The 21,757-nt window shown below is 26.7% G+C and carries 15 protein-coding genes, 1 tRNA gene and 1 riboswitch; of the genes, 5 read left to right on the top strand and 11 right to left on the bottom strand.

Annotated features, from left to right (window positions below; genetic code table 4):
• The first annotated feature begins 256 nt into the window (after window positions 1-256).
• The 5 genes from V2E24_RS03430 to V2E24_RS03410 all read left to right on the top strand — a co-directional run bounded on the left by V2E24_RS03430 (window position 257) and on the right by V2E24_RS03410 (window position 6,734).
• Window positions 257-631 carry a hypothetical protein gene (locus V2E24_RS03430; RefSeq protein ID WP_330501026.1) on the top strand — a complete coding sequence of 125 codons (375 nt, stop codon included), beginning with the start codon at window positions 257-259 and terminating at the stop codon, window positions 629-631.
• Complete coding sequence (locus V2E24_RS03425) at window positions 618-3,932, top strand: DEAD/DEAH box helicase (protein WP_330501025.1); 3,315 nt, start codon at window positions 618-620, stop codon at window positions 3,930-3,932. The genes V2E24_RS03430 and V2E24_RS03425 overlap by 14 nt, the downstream gene beginning before the upstream one ends.
• Window positions 3,932-4,285: a transcriptional regulator gene (locus V2E24_RS03420; protein WP_330501024.1), complete on the top strand. Its 354-nt coding sequence runs from the start codon at window positions 3,932-3,934 to the stop codon at window positions 4,283-4,285. Before V2E24_RS03425 ends, V2E24_RS03420 begins: the two co-directional genes overlap by 1 nt.
• Window positions 4,286-4,449: 164 nt before the next feature.
• On the top strand, window positions 4,450-5,190 hold the full coding sequence (locus V2E24_RS03415) for a hypothetical protein (RefSeq protein ID WP_330501023.1): 741 nt from the start codon (window positions 4,450-4,452) through the stop codon (window positions 5,188-5,190).
• 944 nt (window positions 5,191-6,134) lie between these two features.
• Complete coding sequence (locus V2E24_RS03410; protein ID WP_330501022.1) at window positions 6,135-6,734, top strand: hypothetical protein; 600 nt, start codon at window positions 6,135-6,137, stop codon at window positions 6,732-6,734.
• A 151-nt stretch (window positions 6,735-6,885) separates the two neighbouring features.
• On the opposite strand, the gene V2E24_RS03405 is transcribed toward V2E24_RS03410, so the two are convergent.
• The 11 genes from V2E24_RS03405 to V2E24_RS03355 all read right to left on the bottom strand — a co-directional run bounded on the left by V2E24_RS03405 (window position 6,886) and on the right by V2E24_RS03355 (window position 21,652).
• Window positions 6,886-8,034 (bottom strand): Cof-type HAD-IIB family hydrolase, encoded by a 1,149-nt coding sequence (locus V2E24_RS03405; protein WP_330501021.1) that lies wholly within the window; start codon window positions 8,032-8,034, stop codon window positions 6,886-6,888.
• Window positions 8,035-8,748, bottom strand: a complete 714-nt coding sequence (locus V2E24_RS03400; protein WP_330501020.1) for a pseudouridine synthase — start codon at window positions 8,746-8,748, stop codon at window positions 8,035-8,037.
• A gap of 61 nt (window positions 8,749-8,809) precedes the next feature.
• A complete protein-coding gene (locus V2E24_RS03395; RefSeq protein ID WP_330501019.1) occupies window positions 8,810-9,238 on the bottom strand; it encodes a hypothetical protein in 429 nt (142 codons plus the stop codon).
• 29 nt (window positions 9,239-9,267) lie between these two features.
• Complete coding sequence (locus V2E24_RS03390) at window positions 9,268-11,829, bottom strand: ATP-binding cassette domain-containing protein (protein ID WP_330501018.1); 2,562 nt, start codon at window positions 11,827-11,829, stop codon at window positions 9,268-9,270.
• Complete coding sequence (locus tag V2E24_RS03385) at window positions 11,822-12,904, bottom strand: ABC transporter ATP-binding protein (RefSeq protein WP_330501017.1); 1,083 nt, start codon at window positions 12,902-12,904, stop codon at window positions 11,822-11,824. The genes V2E24_RS03390 and V2E24_RS03385 overlap by 8 nt, the downstream gene beginning before the upstream one ends.
• Before the next feature lie 11 nt (window positions 12,905-12,915).
• Window positions 12,916-14,271, bottom strand: coding sequence for an ABC transporter permease (locus V2E24_RS03380; protein WP_330501016.1), 1,356 nt, complete (start codon window positions 14,269-14,271; stop codon window positions 12,916-12,918).
• A 17-nt stretch (window positions 14,272-14,288) separates the two neighbouring features.
• Window positions 14,289-15,488, bottom strand: coding sequence for an ABC transporter permease (locus V2E24_RS03375; protein ID WP_330501015.1), 1,200 nt, complete (start codon window positions 15,486-15,488; stop codon window positions 14,289-14,291).
• 121 nt (window positions 15,489-15,609) lie between these two features.
• The gene (locus tag V2E24_RS03370; RefSeq protein WP_330501014.1) at window positions 15,610-18,651 is read right to left on the bottom strand and encodes an OppA family ABC transporter substrate-binding lipoprotein; all 3,042 of its coding nucleotides are present in this window, start codon (window positions 18,649-18,651) and stop codon (window positions 15,610-15,612) included.
• A gap of 32 nt (window positions 18,652-18,683) precedes the next feature.
• Window positions 18,684-20,519, bottom strand: coding sequence for an oligoendopeptidase F (gene pepF, locus V2E24_RS03365; protein WP_330501013.1), 1,836 nt, complete (start codon window positions 20,517-20,519; stop codon window positions 18,684-18,686).
• Between the two features lie 87 nt (window positions 20,520-20,606).
• Window positions 20,607-20,772, bottom strand: a riboswitch (Lysine riboswitch).
• A 269-nt stretch (window positions 20,773-21,041) separates the two neighbouring features.
• A tRNA-Leu gene (locus V2E24_RS03360) sits at window positions 21,042-21,125 on the bottom strand.
• Window positions 21,126-21,154: 29 nt separating this feature from the next.
• The gene (locus V2E24_RS03355; RefSeq protein WP_330501012.1) at window positions 21,155-21,652 is read right to left on the bottom strand and encodes a dUTP diphosphatase; all 498 of its coding nucleotides are present in this window, start codon (window positions 21,650-21,652) and stop codon (window positions 21,155-21,157) included.
• Between the last annotated feature and the right edge of the window lie 105 nt (window positions 21,653-21,757).

Genomic DNA, 21,757 nt, shown 5'->3' with positions numbered 1-21,757 from the left:
TTAATTTTGTAACAATAGTAGTTTGTCTCATGTCTCTCCTTTATACGTTAATTTTCACACTATATTCATATAAATATAATAAATAAGTTTAACAATTATAACATAAATTTAAAGTTAAAAATATATTATTTTTTAAGAAGCATATATTTATATATAAATATATAAATATTTTTAATTTAAAATTGTCAAGATAAAAAAATATTTTTAATATTTTATATTGGCGTTTAAATTACTAAAAAATAATATAATAATAACTATGAAAAATAAACAAAAAGTTTTATTATTTTTTTTAACAATCTTAACCTTTGGTTTAATTTTAATAAAAATAAAAAAAGACAACAATAAAAGAATTGAAAACCAAGTTTTTCAAAAACCCAAACTTAACTTTAATATTGACACGATAATTGAAGCTATTGGCGAAAATAATATTAAAAGTGTTAGTAAAACATTAATGAAAATAAAGATTGAAATTAATGATCCTAAAAAGATTGACCTTCAAAAGATGAATAAGATAAAGGCTATTAATGGGATAGTTCTTAATTCTGACAAAATATTTTTAGTAACTAACGAATACACAAATGCTACATTTGAGTACTTAAACAACAAGTGAGGTAAAAATGATATCAAGTAAAGAAAGATATAAGGTTATTCTAGATAACCTTTTAGAAGTTACTCCTAATGACCCCTCTGTTTTTACTAATGTCAATAATAAATTTTTCTTTGATATTTATAAATTATTTGGCGGTAAGGTTTTTCAATATATTTACCAAAATTCTAAATTTGAAATACCTGTTGTTGAGTTAAATCTTTTGAGTTTAATTGAGCAAATTCAAAAAGCTAATTCACCTGAGTTAGTTTTACAGCTATTAAAAAATAATGAACAAGAAATAACTGATTTTGTCGCTAATCAATTACAAGTTAATTTTGAACAAACAAAATTAAAAGTTATTGAAAAAATTCGTGTTGATTTTCAAAAATCCAATTTAAAATGAAAACTTTTGGCTGATCGCTCAAGTGAAATAAACGATGAAATCAATATATGACCAATGCATTTAGCATTTTTGTATGTGTCAATTGCTATTGACGAAAAAGTAGTTTATGCACCTTTATTTTTTAAAGAGGTTTATTTAGAATTTAAAAACGGAAGAACTTATTTAAAAAGTGATGGAAACATCAAAATTAACGAAAAGATCTTGTTTATACTGGAAAACGCCGGTTTTGATATAAGGGTTGATTTTGATTATTCTGAATTAACAATGCAACAACTTTTTATGCGTTTACAACAAGTTTGAAGCAAAACATTCAGCTTTCCTCAAAGCATTTATGGTCCATTTAAAAAATTAAGAAGTGATGATATTAAAAATAGAACTATGGAATTTCATAGCGGAATGGTTTTAGGTCTATTTTTACCTAGTGGTGGATATTCTAGAAATAGAATGAAAGAAATTATTGAAAACGACGAAATTGACAATATTTTTGATATTGAATTTAATAAAAACATTTATAAATATAAAATTAAAAATACAATTTTTGATCCAAAAGTTGGGTTATTTAAAATCACTCCAACTAACTACTCACAAGATAAAGCTATCGTTTCAAGTTTAAGTCAAAATACAATTATTTGAGGTCCTCCTGGAACTGGAAAAAGTCAAACAATCGTTAATTTATTGGCTAATATTTTAGTCTATGGTAAAACAGCTTTAGTCGCTAGCCAAAAAAAGGCTGCTTTAGAAGTTATAAGAAATAGAATGGGCGATTTAAGAATGTTTGGTTTATTCATTTTAACCAGCAAAGATATGAAAAGAAATAGTTTTTATAAACCTCTTAAAAACTATATTAACTATCTAGAATATTTTGAAGAGTCTTACACTATTAAACCACTTAAAATATTAAGTGACGCAGAAAGAATATGAGTAGAAAAAGTTAAAGAAATATCTCAAAAACCTAAATATTTAGAAATTGTTCAAGGTTATTTTTACTTAAGAAATAACATGGATAAATTAACTCAGGATGATATTGATTTTGTTTTAAGTTTACCTAGAAATGTTGTGTATCCACACAAAGAATTATCTGAAAACGAATCTGCTGAAAAATACATTTTAAAAGCTAATAAAATGTCTGTTCTGCCTTTTAGTTCTAAATATTTTGAACTGAAAAAACTTGGTAAGTTAATAGATGCTCGCCTTAGTGGTTTTAAAGGAAGCTTAAGTGAATTAGTTGTTAAATTTAGAAATTTAGAAAAAGAAGATTTAAATTGACTTAGAGATTTTATTGATTTACTCCCTGATATGGAAAGCGAAGAATTTACCGATATATCTATGATTAAGAACATTGTGGCAGAACGTGTAATAAATAAAATCTTAAATTTCTCACCAGAAAAACGTAAAAGATACAATGAATTTGCCGCATCAATTAGAATCGGAAACCTTGAACCATATAAATTTGTAAAAGTTTATTCAGATTTAATTAAAGAAATTTTTCCTATTATTATTGCAACACCTGATACAGATTTAAGCGGTTGAGAAAAAGAGGAATTTGACTATGCCATTATTGACGAATCTTCACAGATTTTCATCGAAAAAGGGTTGCCAATTTTATATTTAGCTAAAATAAAAGTGTTAGCAGGTGATGACAAGCAAATGAAACCAACAAATTGATTCGGAGTTAGAACAACAGATGAATCAATATTTGGTAATGTGGAATCACTTTTAGATTACGCCATTAGTTTAGGTGTTTATAACATATTATTGGACAAAAACTATCGTTCAAATCACGCTTCATTAATGACCTTTTCAAGTAAATATTTTTACGATTCATCTTTAGATGTTATTGATAGTGCCTTAAATGATAATTCTGAGGCTATTGAAGTTATCGAAGTTAAAGGAAGTTGAAGCGAAAATAAAAATATCGCCGAAGCGAAAATGGCATTAGATGTTGTTGAGGCTAACCTTAAAAAATATAAGAAAATTATTTTATTAGCTTTTAACGCAAAACAATTGGATTATTTAGTATCACAAATTTATGAAAAATATCCAGATTTAGAAAATGCAATCAGAGAGAGACAATTGATGATTAGAAACATCGAAAATATTCAAGGTGATGAGGCTGATTTAATTGTTGTGACAATCGGATATGACAAAAGTGCTAAAATTATTTCTACATATGTAGGGCGTAATGGTGGAATGAATGCTTTAAACGTTGCCATTTCTCGTGCAAAAGAAAAAATGATTGTTATCAAAACAATCAAGGCAAATGATATCAATAACTATCACAACTCTCCTGACACAGCTATTTTTAGAGAGTGATTACGCTTTTTGGAATTAACAAACGAACAAAGAAGAGATCTGCTTTTTAGCTCTGTAAACAAGCGTAAAAATGCAAAACCTCATTCTGTTAAAACTTCATTAAGTGAAGAAGTTAAAAAAGCTATATCAGAAAAAATTAAACCAATAATGAATGTAACTTTACAAGAAGATTACTCAGTTGGAACGATACATTTAGATTTATTAATAAGTGTTGATAATCACCCATATAAAGCATTTATTTTTGATGATTTTTCATATGCTAATGATTTAGAATCATACGTTTTATTTAAGGATTACTACCGTTTCTTAAAGAGTAAACATTACGATGCAAAAATTTTAAACGATATAACTTGATTAAGAAAAAAAAATGAAATTTTAGCAGATTTTAGCCTTAATAAAATTAATGAATTCATTAATAAAGGTTACTCAAATAATATAAATATTCATAATGAAGAATTAGAAAACTCAATTATGGATGAGACTTCATTGGATGAATTGTACGAAAACAAAGACTCAAGCACTTTAACTAAAGAATGAAATGCATTTTTAGAAGACGAATCTAGCCAACAAGAAAAAGATGATGAGCAAGAGCCAAACACAAAAAATAAAAAAGGTAGATTGTTTTAATGAATATCCAAAAGTTCTTTAAATTAATGTCATCAGAAGTTAATTTTAAATTAATCATGCACTTATATACATGCGAAAGTGGTGAGTGTAACGTTCAACAAATAACACAATTACTAGAACAAAAACAAGCTAATATCTCAAAACATTTTATTCAACTCAGAAAACTAAAGGTTGTTGATACTGATAAAAAAGGCTTGGAAGTGTTTTATTCTTTAAAAAAATCTTTTATTCAAAAATTTAAGCCATTTTTAGAATTAATTGCAAAAGATCACTGTATTTCTAAAATTGTGTGCGATTGCTCTAAAGCTAAAATTTCTTTTAATCAAGATAATTGCACTCATGAATGTTGCTAATTCCAAAGAACTAACAAAAAGTTGTTAGTTCTTTTATTTTTTAAAAGAGAAATTTTTTCCATTTTTAGAGATTGATATTTATTTAATATAAAATTAGTTAGAGTTAAAACCTCAAATCATGACAAGATAATTATTATTTACAATAATAATTAAAAAGGAGCAAAATGTCAATATTTCTAATATTAGGTATAACATTAATCACTATTTTTGTAATTTCAACAATAATTTCTACAACACTGTTATTGAATAACAAAAAACGTTATTCATGAAAATTACTAATTGATAGAGCAATACTTAAAGCCAAAAATGAACCTGATCAGATAATTAATGATTCAGTAATTAGAGGATACTCGCTAATAAAAGAGAGATTAAACAAAAGTTTTATAATAAGCATGACAGTTATGATCGTTTGCGCCGCTGTTTTTGTTGCTGTAGATGCTGTAGCGTTTGCTTTTACTTTATTACCTGAACATTTTGAATTAAAATACTTAGGTAAAATTTTTATTTTTACGATGTATTTTGGGGTTGGGTTAGTGCTTCTAGCTTTTACTAATTATAGATTTAAAAAACGTATCTTCAATATAAATCCAAATGCACTTAATGATTTAATGAACTTTAAGAAAGATTCTACTATAGACCTAACAAAATTGGAATTTAATAATATTCAAAGCGACGATAAAGCGCAATCAACAATTTTTAATGTCGAAATTTCCGCGCATCGTGTATCAAAGGTATATTTATCAAAGTCAAAAATTGAAACTACATTTAAAAATAAAAAAGATTTACAAGATGTTTATTCTTTAATTTTATGAGCTTCAAGTATCAAAGGTCAATCATTTTGAGTAAACAATATTGATTTTATTAAGGATAAATATTTGGATAATACCAAAAATATACTAAATTAGTGCTTTAGATCAAAAAATAAAAAGATATGAAATTTTCATATCTCTACAATATTTTTTAAGTTTACTTTTTGACACACTAAAATAAATCCAGAAATAAATCTAAAAAACTATACGATTCAAAAGCATTAGATATTCAAAACAATAAATGAATGAAAATAGCAAAAGAATTTAAGAAAATTAAAATATTAGATAAATTTATTAAAGAAAATAAATATTGATATAACTTCTTTGAATTTCACTAAATTTGTTAGTTTTGTAATAGGCGCATTTTTATTTTTTAAATGATTTGCATCAATAACTTTAGTTTATGAATAATAAAAGCGTTTTTGAAAACTTGTTACAAAAATAAAAACTTACTATTGTAGAAATTTTTTGAACTATTAGTTAATTCAGATGCTATCTTGCATTTCTATTGATATATTAAGTTGTTTTTTGCTTACTTATTTGTGTCAATTAATTCACTATATAGAAATAAAAAACTTCAATATTTTAGTTAAATTTACAGAAAATAACTTCAATAAAACATAAATCAAATAGATAAAAATACAAAATATATTAAAAAAATCTAGCATTAAATAGATATTTATAAATCCAGCAAAACAAGATCAATATTACTTAAATTGCGCTAAAAAAGGAGGGGATCTTGAATTCAAATATAATAACTAATAAAATTTACACTTTGGAGCAATTCGTGGCAAAATATATGTATAAATTTAGAATAATGGGGCTTGTGAAAGTTTACGATAAACATAAACATGAGTGATATATCACAACTATACCAAAAAATTACCTACGATAATTTAGGTTAGGTTAAATTAAAAAATATTATGAATAAATTTTTAATAATTTACTTTTGCGTACTGATCGTTTGCTTTTTAATTGTAGCTCTTTGAAACTTGTCCTATTATAAATCGATTAAAGCTACTTTAACATACATGTATATAATGAAAAAAGCTTGTGATAATAAAGCTATTAAAGATAAAGTTATAAATGAAAGAATTTTAGAGGGTTTTGGTATGTTTAAAAGTTTTAAATGACAATCTACATCCCCATATATATTTTTGTTTTATGCTCCGTTAATGCTTTTTATAATGTTGCCTATATTAATATTGTCACTTGGTAAATTATCTTTTGTTTATTCAGCTCCTATATTTGTGTATTGTGTATTTGCGTTTGTAAGCGCAACAATTTGAAAAATTAGAATTAATAAAAGTAATTTTACATATAATTTTGAAGCGCTAATTAATGAATTACATGTTGATAGCTCATATAATCCTATAAATGATTTAAAATCTAATTTTAACGAAAATAATAAAAATAAGATTGTGATTTATATCGAAAACCCACCTTACAAGTGATTAAAAACACTTAAAATTTCCTCTGATGTTTTAAGATTTGATATTAGATCAAATACATCAGTGAAAAAATTTGTTGAATTTATGATTTGATTATTTAGTATTGAAGATCCTGATTTGAGATACGAGAATTTAGATCTAGTTGTTGATTTTTATAATAAATTAGTTACTAAAGATTTTAAAAATTAAATTTATTTAAAAAGCAAATTTTTAGCATGTCATACATGCATAAAAATTTGCTTTTTTATTTTTTATTTTTTGACGAAACTAAATATAAGAATATGCATTAAGAAAACTTAAATTTTTATTTAAATAATCTACATATTTACCTGTAAAACAATTAAATATGGTGTTTTTTAATAAAAGATTCTAATCAATCTTTATCATTATCTTGCGCAACAAAAACAGCTTGGCTCTTGACTTTATCGCTAGCATTAGCCATAGCTACACTATGTTTTATAAATTCAAAATTACTAATATCATTATCAGCATCACCAAAACAGATTGTTTTGTTTTTGTCTAAATTTAATTTTTCAATTACGTATTTTAGGCCATTGGCTTTGGATGCTTGCTTTGGCATTATATCAATCATATTCGCTTGTGAATAAACATAATAAATCGAAGAATTTTGCTTAATTATGCTGGCGATTTGCTCAAAAGTTTGAGGGTCATTAGAATCACTCAAAACTAAAAATTTACATACTTGTCAATCACTTAATTTTTGAGATAAATCACCTTCTTTATAGGTGTTTTCGTCTAAAAAAGATTTGTAGTTCTTTTCTTTGAAAAAGCTGGTTTTGTTAGCGTTATAACCTAAAATACCTCAATTTGTATATACTAGAAAATCATATTCTAATTCAACTAATTTTTTGTAAATTAATAGTGCGATATCTTTTGGCATACTTGTGTATTGTTCGAGAATATTGGTTTTTAGGTTATAAACTAAAGAACCATTAGAGCTTATCATATAAGAGTGATAAGGAATTAAATGAATATATTTTTGTGCAGTGTAATAAGGTCTGCCAGTGGCAATAAAGATATTTTTATTTTTAGCTTTTAGATAATTGAGCGCCTTAATATTACTCTCGCTTAATTGTCCGTTTTTATTCAATAAAGTTCCATCCATATCAAAAACAAAGTTTTGCAAATAACTTAAATCATCACCCAGTATTTCAAAGTCAAAAGTAGCAAATTCTTTTAAATAATCATTAGGATAATACTTCTTTAGAGTATCAAATAGATCCTCACTAGAGTTAAAGCCACATTTGTAAACATTGACTTTTTGGGATAAATTTTTAAGATCTGGATAAACATTTATATTAGTTATCTTACAAATAATTTCTTCAGCAGTTTCTTCGTTAACAACTCTGAATAAATCATTAACACTAAAATGTTTGTATTTGTGATCATAATATCTTATTTCAGTGGTTTTAATTTTGTTTTTAATATCTTCAAAATGTTTATTTTTAACTCCAAAAATTTTGTTCATTTAATTTTCTCCTTTTAAAAGTTTAATTTGTTGATCATTTAATTTGACGTATTCTCCTTCATTTAAGTTAAAATCGGCTAAATTTAAATTGGAAAAAGTTATTCTTTTTAAGTTGGTAACCTTATTATTTATTGCGCTAAACATTCTTTTAATTTGGTGATATTTACCTTCGGTAATTGTTAAATATGTATGGTTTTTATCGATGGTTTGTACTTTTGCGGCTAAAGTATAAGTGCCATCACTAAGTTTTACACCCTTTTGTAATGATTCGATATCTTGGGTAGTTAAATTTTTTTGGTGTTCAACTAAATAAGTTTTTTGAACATGCTTTTTGTTATTTAATAATTTATGTAAAGTTTGAGTATCGTTGCTAATAATTAATAAACCGCTAGTGTCTTTATCTAATCTTCCGTAAGACACTAGTGTAGGTCTTTGGTCACTGATTATTAATTCAAAAACATTGCTACCTTCTTGGGGCGTACGTGAGCATACATAATTTTGTGGCTTGTTTAAGAAATAATAAGTAAATTCTTCATAATGTATTACTTGATTATTTAACGTTACTGTGTCGCTTTTTATATTGACTTTTGAATCGTTTTTGCTTGGTTGGTTATTAACTAGAATTTTTCTGGCTTTAATCAATTGTTTAATTTCGCTTCTAGTTAAATTACACATGTGGGAAATATATTTGTCTAATCTTACGCTATCACTCATATTAATTTAAAGTATACTAAAAAAACAAAAAACCTTTTGCAATTGCAAAAGGTATATATATTTAATTTACTAAAATAATAATTAAACTAATAATAAAAATGACAAATGTGTAAGAAAGACTTATTCAATATCCAAACATTGTTTTGTGCGCTTGTAAGTAATTTTGTCTTTGAATTTTTTTATCTTTCTCTTTTTGTTTTAATCTTAAAAAAGCTGCTTTTTCAGCTTGATTCATACGCTGCATTTTTCTTTTTTGCACTTCTTTTTCGCGGTATTCTTTGTTATTTAAGTGTCTTTGTCAAAAACGTTTAAAAAATGAATACTGTAAAATCAAATGTAGTAAAACTAATAAGAAAACTACAATTGAAGCATAATTAAAAGAGTTTAAAAGTGTATTATTAATTAAACTTAAACCAAAAAGAACTCAAAAAATAATAAAGTAAAAAAAGAATACAAAATAAAAATATTTATAAGTAAAAGACTTGTGCAAATAATTTTTTAGTTCATAAAACATACAAATTATTTACTTTCTTTGTCATTTGATAATCATTTTTGGACTTGTTTGAGTGTTCCATAAATATTGTGGGTTTCATCTACATTATGGATTGTGGGGATATTTGGAAATTGCTGTTCATTTAAGTAGTCTAAATCGAATGTAATATTTCTAAATTTTTCATTAGCATTTGACATTTTAGGAATTGCTTTAAATAAATTAATTGTGTAAGGATGAAGTGGGCGTGAGTAGATACTTTCAGTTTTTCCTGATTCAACAATTTTACCTAAGTGCATAATTTGAACTGTGTCAGCAACATATTCAATCATACTTAAATCATGGGCAATAAAAATCATTCCGATGTTTTTCTTTTTACATAAATCTTTAAGTAAATTAACAACTTGCGCTTGAATTGAAATATCTAATGAGGCGATTGGTTCGTCAGCAACAATAACTTTTGGATCTGTAATTAAGGCTCTGGCAATAACAATTCTTTGTCTTTGTCCACCACTAAATTCATGCGGATATCTTGAGGCAAATTGTTTAAGTAATCCAACATCATCTAAAGCTTTGTAAATTTTGTTTTTAATAAATAATGCTTTAATAAAGAAAGTATTAAATAAATCCAGAATATTTCAAATGATTTTTCTGTATTTGTTTTGATATGTAATATTATATTCTCTTTTAATTCCTAATAAACGTTGAATGCTATTAAGATCTTTGAGTAAATATTTATTTTCTGCATCAAAGCTTTTAATTCCTTCATAACGCTTTTTAACGGTATTCTTAAAAGCTTGTAACTCAACTATTAATGATTTATATTTTTTGTTTAAGTGTCTTATATAATCTTTAGAAGTTGAATCTTTATTATCTATTTTTAATAGGCTTTTAATTTTAAAAATAAATTTATTTTTAAAAAGAAATTCCAATTTTTTAAGAGTTTGTAACTTACTTGTTAGTGATTCATTTTTTTGATTTGAATCTGTTGTATTAACTTTCGCAGCTAAAGTTTTTTTAGCTACTTTTAATTCTTTTTTAGCCTTTAAAATAACTTCATTATTAAAAAATAGTTCGAATTTTTTAAAAGCTTGAGGGAACTTAGCATCCACTTGATTGATATTTTTGATGATTTGATCTTTTTGGCTTTGAGCTTCTAAAATTTCTTTATTTAAAACTTCAATTCTTTTTTGAAACTCTAAAACATACTTTCTAACCTCTTCATTGTGCACTTGGTTAGCTTCATTTAACTTCTGTAAGTAAGGATTTAATTTATCGGCGCTAATTTCAGCTTGATCATTTTTATATGAATTAAGTAGTTTTTTGCTTTTATTAATTTGAGAATTTAACTCTTGAATTTTTTGATTAAACAAATTATGTTTTTGTTTTGAATCTGCTGCATATTTATCAGAATTAAAACTAAAATATTGATTAATAATTCCGATTATTTCTTTTCTTGATTCTTTATTTACACTAACATTGAGTTTATTATCGAAAAATTCACTTGAATATAGATTTAAATCTTTAATTAAGTTTTTGATCTGATCAAAATTTAGATATCTCATGTTTTTGTAAGCGTTTTTCAAAACTTTCATTTTAGCTTTTGAAAGCTCGTGTAATTTAATGCTGTGAATATAAAAGTTTAAATCATAACTTGAATAAGCATTGTTTTTTTGAAGTTGAATTTCGTTTTTATTTTCTTCAAGCAAGTTTAAAAATAAGTTTTTAGAAGTTTCTAAAACTTCTTTTTTTTCACCTAAAACTTCTTTGTAAGCGTGTTTTAATGTTTTGAAATTTTGTAATTCACTAATATAACGCTGTGATTTTTTGCTTAAAACTAAAGCTTGATCATATTCTTTTTGTGCTTGCGCTAAGGCGCTTTCGTCAAAATCAAGATTGTTATCACGATAATTTTTTTGTTTTTCGTAATATAAAGCTAGTAATTTTTCGTTAGTTTTATATAAGTCATTAATAACGTTAGAATTAATTTTATTTTTTTCTTCTAAGTAAGAAAAAACTAAATTGAAATTATCATCATTTGTTTTTGTTATGTCAAAATTAATATTTTCGATTTTATCATTTCATGTATTGATAAATTTACTAAATGATGTGTTAAAAAGTTTTAAATTTCTTAATTTGTATTCCATGTTTTTTTCTAAGAAAGTAAAATGGAAATTATCTTGAATTAAATATCAATCCTTTTTTAAATCATCAATCTCATTTTTAATAATATTATTAACAATTAAAGGCTCTTTTAAAATTGAGAAAATTGTTTTTTGACCATTAAGTGAAGCATGAGGATCTTGGAATATCATTTGGATATTCTTTCTCATTCTTTTACGTTTTTGTCTAGTGATTTTTTTCCCTGAAATAATATCACCATCCAAGGTAACAAAACCATTAAAATCGTCATAAAGTCTTAATAAACTACGACCTACGGTTGTTTTACCTGAACCACTTTCACCAATTAAACCAACAATTTCACCTTCGTGCACATTAAATGAAACATTATTAACAGCCTTATTAACTACACCTTTATTTATGAAGTATTTTTTTAAATTCTCGATACTCAAAATAACTTTTTTACTCATCTTTAAATACCTCTTTAAATATTTTTAATCTTGCTAATAATTCTGGTTTTAATTCAACTTTAGGTGCATCTGGGTGTAACAATCATGTAGCTGCGCTGTGAGTGGATGAAATTTCAATAAGCGGCGGTTCTTTAATAAAGTCAATTTCAAGAGCATATTCATTTCTAGGGGCAAATGGATCACCTAAAGGTAAATTATTCATATCAGGAGGAGTTCCTTTGATTGAATATAATCTATCTTCTTTATTTTCAGGTATAGCAGAAATTAACGCTCATGTATAAGGATGTGCTGGATAAGCGAAAATATCTTTTTTAGTACCTTTTTCGACAATTTTACCAGCGTACATAACATATATATAATCACAAAACTTAGCAACAATACTAATATTGTGACTAATTAAAATAATAGCTATATTCATTGATTTACTAATTTCATCAAATAAAGCTAAAACCGAAGCTTGAACAGTTGGATCAAGTGCAGTTGTAGGCTCATCAGCAATAATTAAATCAGGTTTAAGAGCGACCACCATTGTTATAACAACTCTTTGTTTCATTCCTCCACTAAGTGTGTGTGGGTACATATCAAAAACTAAATCAGCGTTTCTAATTCCAAAACGTTTTAGTAAACCTGTTAAATATTCTCTTTTGTCTGAATAACTTTTATTTTTTCAATCTTTGTTTTTATCTAAAGCATCTAAAAGTTGCTTACCTATTTTTCTGGTTGGGTTTAAACTAGTAAGCGGGTCCTGAGGAATATAACCAATTTTGTGTCCTCTAACTTTTTGTCATTGTCTTTCTTTTTTGAGTTGACTTAAATCAATATAAGTGTCATCTTGGCTATAAATTCTCATTCTATCGGCACTAATAAAAGAGTTATCATTAACATTTAAAAGTGCTTTACTAGTAACTGATTTACCACTTCCACTTTCACCAACTAAACCAACTATTTGGCCTCTGTAGATATTTAAATCAACACCTCTTACAATATTAATAAATTTATTTCTTCCTGTTTTAAAGCTTACTTTTAAGTTTTTTACGCTTAAAAGTTTTTTTTGTGAATTAACGTTTGTAGACATAAAAAACTCTCCTATTTAACTCTAATAACTTTAGGATCTAACGCATCATGCACCCCAAGAGCAACAAAGTGTAGGGATACAGATATTCCTAATAAAATAAGTGATGGTAATAATAAAATTCAAACATTTTTAGAAGCTTCGCTTCCTGCACTCGAAAGAATTGCACCCAAGTTTGCTGTATCACTCTTGAAAAATCCTAAAAACGCAAGTGAAGAAACGCTCAAGATAATTGATGGAATTTTAGCTACATAACTTGTGGCAATTTTACCTATAATAGCTGGCAGTGCGTGAGTATAAATTAATCTTGGTTTATTTGATCCTACTGATTTACTTGCAACAATGTATTCTTCATCTTTAACTGTAATTACGTACATTCTAGTTGATCCAACACTTCCGGTTCAACCTGTAAAAATAAGAGCTAAACCTAAAGTTAAGTCACTTGTACCAAATGTTGTAGCAAATAATAACAATCAAATTAATGAAGGTGGAGCAACAAATATATCAATTAATCTCATAACAATAATATCCATTAAACTACCAACATGGAAACCTAAATAAGCACCAATTAAAACTCCAATAATTGTTTGAATAGTCGCAACAATTAAGGCTAATCTAATTGCATTTCATGTTCCAACTCATGAGTTAGCTCATATATCGATACCAATTTTAGTAGTACCTAAAATTGTATAAGGAATAAGTGAACCACCATTAATTTCAAGTAAATTAGCAATTACTTCTCTAACCTCTTTAGCGCTAATATTAGCTTTTATAGTTCCGTCTATAGTCATTTGATTTAGCGCTGCAGTTAAGTTAGCCGCTTCATAAATTTTACGGATATTCATCTCTAAATCACCATTTTCTAAAATGATGTATTGGTTTTTAACATAATCTTGATAAATAACACCAGCATATTTGTGTTGAGTACCATTTATTAAAGCTTTGATATCTTGAAGTTGGATTGATGGTGAAGTTTGAAAATAATCTTCAATATCTTTTGTATTAGGATCAATATAATCATAAACAGGTGGTAAATAATTAATATAATTACCTCCCACCGAAGAAATCTCTTTATATTCGTTTGGACCTAAAGGTATTTTAATTTTATATACTTTATCAATAGGTGTGGTTCCTCACTCTTTTGAAGTACTAGTAACAAAAATAGCTATGATTAAGATACAAATGAAAATAATTGTACTTAAAACAGTTACTCAATTAGAGAAAAATCTTTTTAAAATTTCTACTATAAGTTTTTTTGGTTTGCCTGCTACATCATTAAAAATAGCATTATTGTTAGATAATAATGATAAAGTTGAGTCGGCAACAAAATCATTAAGGCCGTATTTTTTGTTAAATTCTTTTGAAGTCATAAATTTTGCTACCTCCTCTAATTATTTGTGTTTGTTGAATCAACGTAGGTTAATTTTTCAAACATTTTCTTTCTGTATAAGTACGCTTTAAATTGTGTTGATAAACTCTTAGGTGATCTTGAACCATATTTTATTCTTGGATCTAAAAATACATATGAAATATCAACGATAATAACTGTAAGCAAGCTTAAAGCGGTAAAAAACGCAGTGTTAAACATAATTAAATTGATTTCACCATTAGGGAAAGAATTTTGAATAACTCTAGAAATACCAGGAACTTGTCAATAAGTTTCGATAATAATTCCTCCGGTTAACAACCCAATATAAGAAGGAATAAGTGCACTAGCTAAAGGAATTGAAATGTTTCTTAAAACATATTTAAAGAAAATTTCAACAGTTCCTAATCCTTTAGATTTAGCAATTAAAACATAATTAGATGTTAAAACTGTAATTATTTGGTTTCTAACAAATGTAATATATCCACTTAAGCTACCTAAAACAATAATTAAAATTGGAGGAATTCATGAGGCTATAATATCAGCAATACTATTAACCTCTAATTCAGTTTCGCTTCATGGATTAATAAAAGTACTTGTTATATTTAATTTTACTTGCAGTGAGATAAAAATAGGTGCTATAACAAAACTTGGTAAAGCTACGAACAATAACGCAAATGCATTGATTGAAGAGTCGATAAATGTTCCTCTTTTATAGGCGGCAACAATTCCTAAAGTAATACCTAAAATAACACTAATAATAAATGAAGGAAGTGTTATGATGATAGAAAATCTTAAGTTTAAAAAGAAATATTCTGGAATAGTTTTAGCGCCTGAAGATGTAGAGAGAATTCTTGAATCAAATGGTGTTCCAAATGGTTGAGATGTATTGAAAACACTTTGTACTCAATATCCAAATCTAATTAAAGGGTTTACTTTTAAATCAGCTCAAGTATCTTTTTGATCGCTGGCAAGAAACGTATCATAACTATCTACACCCTCTATTTTGTAAGTTAAGTGCTCTTTGACTGATTTTAAATAATATTCGTATGTTTGTGCATATTTTACACCGTTATTAGCGCCACCAGATACTGTTTGAGCTGTTATTTGGTTCTGGTAATAATTTTCACTAAACTGTGCAACACTAATATATACTACAGCAACAATTATAAGCAGTGTTAAAATAGCAAAAAACAATCTCGTAAAGAAATATTTTAGCATCAGATCCTTTCGTGTGTTTTTGTAATCATTATTTAATTATAAAAGATAAAACAATTAACCTTACAGTTAATTGTTTTTTAGTGATAAAAGTGTAAATATAAATTAATCACAATCTTTTATTTTAGTTTGATTGAGGGTTTTGTTGATCAACGTTATCTTGCGCTGAATTTGCGCTAGTTTGTGTTTGATCACTTTTTTGAGAAAGAATTTTGTATGAATATAATGGCACTGGGTGGTATGAACCATTAGGAATTAAATAGAATGGATTAATAATTCTTCTATTGATTCTTTCTGTAGAAATAGCTTCAGATCTATCAAAATCAAATCCTAGTAAAATTCCAATTTCTCTTGCTAATTCAACCATCTCTTGTGTTGAGATATTATCGTCATTTTGATATTCAACACCAAAGTCAGATGTAATTGAAGCAAACTCTTTATACTTAGCGTTTTTTGATGTCTCAACAAATCTATATTTTGAACCTGATTTTGATAATCTATAGGTTCTTAAAAATCCGCTAAGGTTAGCCATGCTATCTGAAGATAATAAATATCATTTATCAACAGGAACACTTAATTCACTTAAATCATTTTTGTGAGTTTCTAAGAATTTATCAAACATTCTTGCAATTGCTGGGTACATTTTTGTAAATTTAACTTTGAATGTGTCAATTTTAGCTTTTGTTTGCGAAATTTTTTCAGCTAACGCTTGCGCATCTAAAACATCGCTAGATTCTAAAACTCCATCAACATTAGCCGCATACATAGCAAGCACAGGTGGTAAAAATGAATTACTTTGGAATAATCCTGTTAAACCTGATCCAAATCCGTTATAATCGTAACCTCAACCAAAATCTCTTGTAGATCAAGTTGCTCCAAATCATCCATTTCTAAGTACTTCTAATTGCCCTGGATTATCTGCTAAATAAAAGTTTAATCTTTTTTTCTTATCAAGGTCATTTATTGTTTTAAACATATCTTTTAGTAAATTAATATCACCTTGATCTAACCCTAAATAGTAAGGAACAATTTTATTAGAAATAACCTCATCAGATGAATCTGGATTTTTAGCTTTGTATTCTTCAAAAAACTCATCCAATAACTTTGTAACTTTTTCGCTTATTTGATCAAAGTATTGTGATCTATAAGCAAAATCAGCTGATACAGGTCCTAAAGATTCGTCTCATAATTGAACATCTGTTGTATTTGTGTTATCAGATCTTTTAACAAATTCTACTTTATCACCTGTTTTATAGTCAAAAACATTAAGTGTTGATAGTTTATCTAAATAATATCTTAATGTATTAGTTTCAGTTTCTCCATCTAAAGGTTTAATGTTATTATCAGGTGCAAAAGGTGTTAATCATGGACTACTACTTCTAGGTGTTGTTAATTTATTTCCATATGCATTTCAATTTAAAGCGGCCATAATGTATTGATAAAGTTGAGCCCCCATACCTGTGGTATAGTCTACAACAACGTCTACACTAGCTTTTCCTGATACTAAGTTATCTAAAGATGTCCCGTAAAACATTTGTGCGTAAGCATCGTTAATTGAAAATTGGTTTGAATATCTACCTTGTGGTGAAGAAAATGCAAATCTTCTTGTAGTGTTTCTGCTTAAACTATTAATTACTGTGATGTATTGAATATCAGGCACATATAAAAGGGTGTTTTGTCCAGCTTGTGCTCTTTGTTCTTGAGTCATGGCTGAATATGATAAAGCTGGATTAGCTCCTTCGTTAAATTGAGTAAATCCAATTTCATTAGCTCTATCAGAACTTGGCGGAGTGTTTGTATATTTATAAACAAAATCTTTTATTGTGTTTTGGTCACTAGTGTATTTTTTATCAAAATAATTTGTGTTTAATGAATATTTTAATTCTTGTGTGGCAGGATTATAACCAGATGTGAAATATTTACCCGCAAATAATGTGTTTTGTGCAGCGGTTCCATATCAGTAGAAACCTAAATCTTTCATCAATCCTTTAACTTGTGATAATTTTTGTTTGATTGTTTCTAATTCAGCTGCATCCATATTAGCTTGCGAAATTAAAACAGGATTATCTTTGTGCGCTTCAATATATTCTGTTGGTAATGGAGCAAATTCTGAATTAGCAAAAAATAATTCTAAGAAAGGAGAGTATAGTGAATCTTTAGATTGGTCTTTTGTTCTGAAAGTAATTAATTGTTTTGCATCATCTGTGTTAGAGATAAACTTTTTACCATTAGTTTCTTCAAAGAACTCTTCTTTACTAATGTTAAATAAATCAAATAAATAACCATTACCATAGTGATCTTTTTCAGAGAAAGATGTAGTTCCTTGTACAAAGATTTTTTGGTATTCTTTATCTAATTCAGCACTACCTCCTTTTTCTCTACGAAAATGAGTATCAAAAGCGTATGTTCTTAAATATCCGTAAATAAAATCTTCGGCTTTAACATTGTAATCTGTAACTTGTCCATTGTGATCTACTCATTTTTGGTTCGGTCTTAATCTAAAACTTATTTGTTTGGTTTCTACTAATAAATTATCAAAAAATTCTGAGTTAATTGATCTATTGTTTTTTGAAAATAATTTAACACTTTGAGATGTATAACGAGGTTGATCTGTACCAGGAATTTTTGAATCTGGTGAAGGAATTAATTCAGCTTCATCACTATCAAAAACATATTCTTTACCATTTCTATCAGTTAAGATGATTGCATCAGCATATTCAAGTGTATATTTAAATGCACTAGGCGTTTTAATAAATGTTTGTTGTTCACCATCAATAAATTTTGTTTCAAAGTTAGGTTGCCCAAAAAAGACTCTGTCAATTAATTTTGCTGTTCCTAATTCAGTAAGTTTTGAATAAATTGAACTACGAGAAGAAAAAGAAGATACTTCTGTATATGGAAAGTTTGAGTGTTGAAACTCTGAGTTTGTATTTAAATAATAGATATTTCTTCTAGCATATCTACCTAATCTTGAATCTTGGTATGTTGATTCAGGTAATAAACTAGTTGTTCTGAAAACTTCTTTTTGTATTTCTTCGCTGCTAGAAAACTCACGTGGTGGTCTTGGTTTTCTTGTTTTAGCAGGCGAACATGCAACCACAGCTGCAGCAAAGGCTACACATGAGGCTCCTCCTGAAGAACCTAATAATAATTTTTTAAAATTCATTTTATCTCCTTTGTTAATTAAAATATTTATAACTATTTGAGTTTAAAAATTTTTTTACCTAATTGAATATATTGCTCAATTAAATTGATTACATACTTATAACCCTCTGTGTAAAACTCGTCACTCTCAAGATCAATTCCTACATTTTTTAAAATATCAAGTGGGTGTTTAGAGTTTCCTGCACTTAAAAAGTTATTAATATAATTATCTAAAGCTTCTTTACCAAATTGCTTGTATTGGCTAAAGAAATAATTTGCGCTCAATTGACCTATTGCGTATTTATACACATAAAAGTGATAATAGAAGTGTGGAACATAGATTGCGCCAAATACTTCAGTATCTTTTTTAGTTTTAGAATATGATAGTTGATATTTTTTCATGTTGTTATAATAAATATCGCTAATGCCTTCCCAAGAACTTGAAACGGCATTATTATCTATGGCTTTATACAAGTCATATTCGTAATTTGATCACTCAACTTGGCGATTAACAGTACCTAAAAATCCACTAATCATTTGCTCTAAAATAGAAAACTTTAATTTGTCATTGTCAGAAGTACTTAATAAATAATCATAAAGCATTAATTCGTTATAAATAGATGCGATCTCGGCCAAAAATATTGGGTATTGGCTATTTTGTAAATCTTGGCGCGTATCAGAATAATATGAGTGCATTGAATGACCTAGTTCATGCGCAAGTGTTTCAACACTTCTAAGTTGACCGTTAAAATTCATCAAAATATATTTTTTATCTAGTCCATAACTTTGGCCTATTGAATAAGCTCCACTACGTTTGGCTTTAGCACTCATAAAGTCTACTCAATTTTCATCCAAGGCTTTATTAATTTGACTCATGTATTCTTCACCAAAAGGTTTAAGTGCTTGTCTAACTATTTCCTTTGCTTCCTCAACTGAGTATGAACTTTTAACTTTCACTAAATCTCTTGCTACATCTCATTTTTGCATTTTAGATTTAAATTTAGCTTGATAAAACATCTTATGATATTTACGATACTTTTTAAAAATATCTTTACTTTGAGATACTTTTTCATATAACTTGAGCAAAACGGTTTCAGGAACATAATCAGGATGTGTCAACATATCAACACTAGAAAGATATTTTCTTATTTTTGCTTCAACACTAATTTGTTTAAATTGTTGATATAAAATCAATGAAAGTGATTCCTTATGTTTTAAATAAGCTTCTATGTAATTAAAATAAGCTTGTTTACGTACTTTTTCGTCGTCATTTTTAAGAAGTTTTGAACGGTTAACTGGCGTCAATTTAATTTTTTTATTATTTGAAGTAACAATGTCTTTATATTCTAATTCTGAATTGGTTATAACACCAAAAACTTCTTCAGGCTTAGGAGTACCTTCGCTGTCTTTAATTATAAAATCTTCAATTTCATCACTTAATTTATGATTAAAAGAATCTAAAACATCTTCGATGCTTAATTTATAAGATTTTAAACGCTCATCTTCTTTTCAAATTTTCAACTTGTCGCGGTTTTTATATATTCTATTAGTTTCACTACCCAATTGACTATTAAGTCTTGTAAAAAGATTTTCAAAATCTGAGTTAAGTTTTTTTCATTTTGCATCCACAACATTAGTATTTAAGTTGTTTGATAAATAATTAGAAAGTTTGAAAATAATTAATGTTAATTCTTCATCGACTTTAATGTCGTCTAAATAACTTTCGATTGATTCGTATTTAGAATCTTTATTTTGAATTCTAATTTCAAATAAATTAATTGCTTTATTTATTCAATTTTCATACGTATCACCTTTCAAAATATCTTCTAAATCTCAACGATATTTTTTGGGGATGTCATTATATTTTTCATATTGTTTAATTTCAGACATACTTCTCCTAAAATAATAAAAATTCCTGTAAGCTAAGCTTTACAGGACATACAAAATATATTAATACCAATATAAATTTGAAGCTTGTAAAGCTATAGCACCAACTGATCACCAGAGAGTAAAAAACTGTTATGAATTTTTACCAATTCTTAAAACCGCCGCTTTAAGAATTTCGGCTTTTATACCCTTTCAATAGTGTCTTCGCATGCCTGCTTAACTATTTACTATTGCTAAAAGCTCCTCTATAGCATTAATGAAAACCAAAACAGCAATAAATGTGTTTAGTTTTTCAATAACAAACAGTTACAAAGCTAAAATAAAATCTAATAGTACTTTATTAATAATTATGTAACCGTTTTTATTTTTATAGCTACATTATACACAAGTTTAATTATTTTTGAAATCTTTTTTAAATTTATTTTAGTTAAATTAATAATATTTTAAAAATAAAAAAATCATATATTTAAGTAAATATATGATTTTGTTTTGGGTATAAAAATAATGTATAAATTGATATTTGTTTGGTGCCCGAGACAGGACTTGAACCTGCACGGATTCCTCCAGCGGATTTTGAGTCCGCAGCGTCTACCATTTCACCACTCGGGCTTTTAAGTACATCTAAATTATATATCAATTTAATAATTATTAATGATTCTATTGTAATTTTCTTGATGTTTTTTTAAATAAGATTCCTCTATCATTTCGAATGTGATATTAACTATCTTACTTACCCCTAATACTAATTCAAAAACTTTTAATAAATTTTCCTTATTAAAAGTTTTCATTAATTCTGCTACACCTAAAAAAATTTGTATGAACTGTATATTTAAGTTAGCACTAAAAACTTTAGGTTCTATAACCGGTTCAACATTTAAAGAGGTCGCAAACGAAACTAAAAAGTGAATTACATCAGCATATTCTTCAAGAACTAAATCTAATTTTATATTTTTGTTTTGTTTTCAATATTTAAATGATTGAACCTCATTAGCAAATTCACTAACTTCTACCATCAGCGCAATTAATTTCTGATTTTGAATATCTTTTTCGCATAAATTAGGATTTATTTCTATTGCTTTTTTGTGTAATAATAAATCTAATTCATTCTGGTAATTAAATATGTTTTGAAAATTCATGCATATATTATATACAAAAAAATTATATGTGTATATTATTTAAAAAAATAAAAAAAAGCCGCTGTGGCTTTAAATTCTTTGAAAACTGAATAGTAATTTAATTCA

Source organism: Mycoplasmopsis ciconiae (assembly GCF_036350065.1).
Lineage (GTDB): Bacteria > Bacillota_I > Bacilli_A > Mycoplasmatales > Metamycoplasmataceae > Mycoplasmopsis > Mycoplasmopsis ciconiae.
The sequence above is the reverse complement of the archived record's forward strand: the minus strand, read 5'-3'. Positions and strand labels throughout refer to the sequence as shown.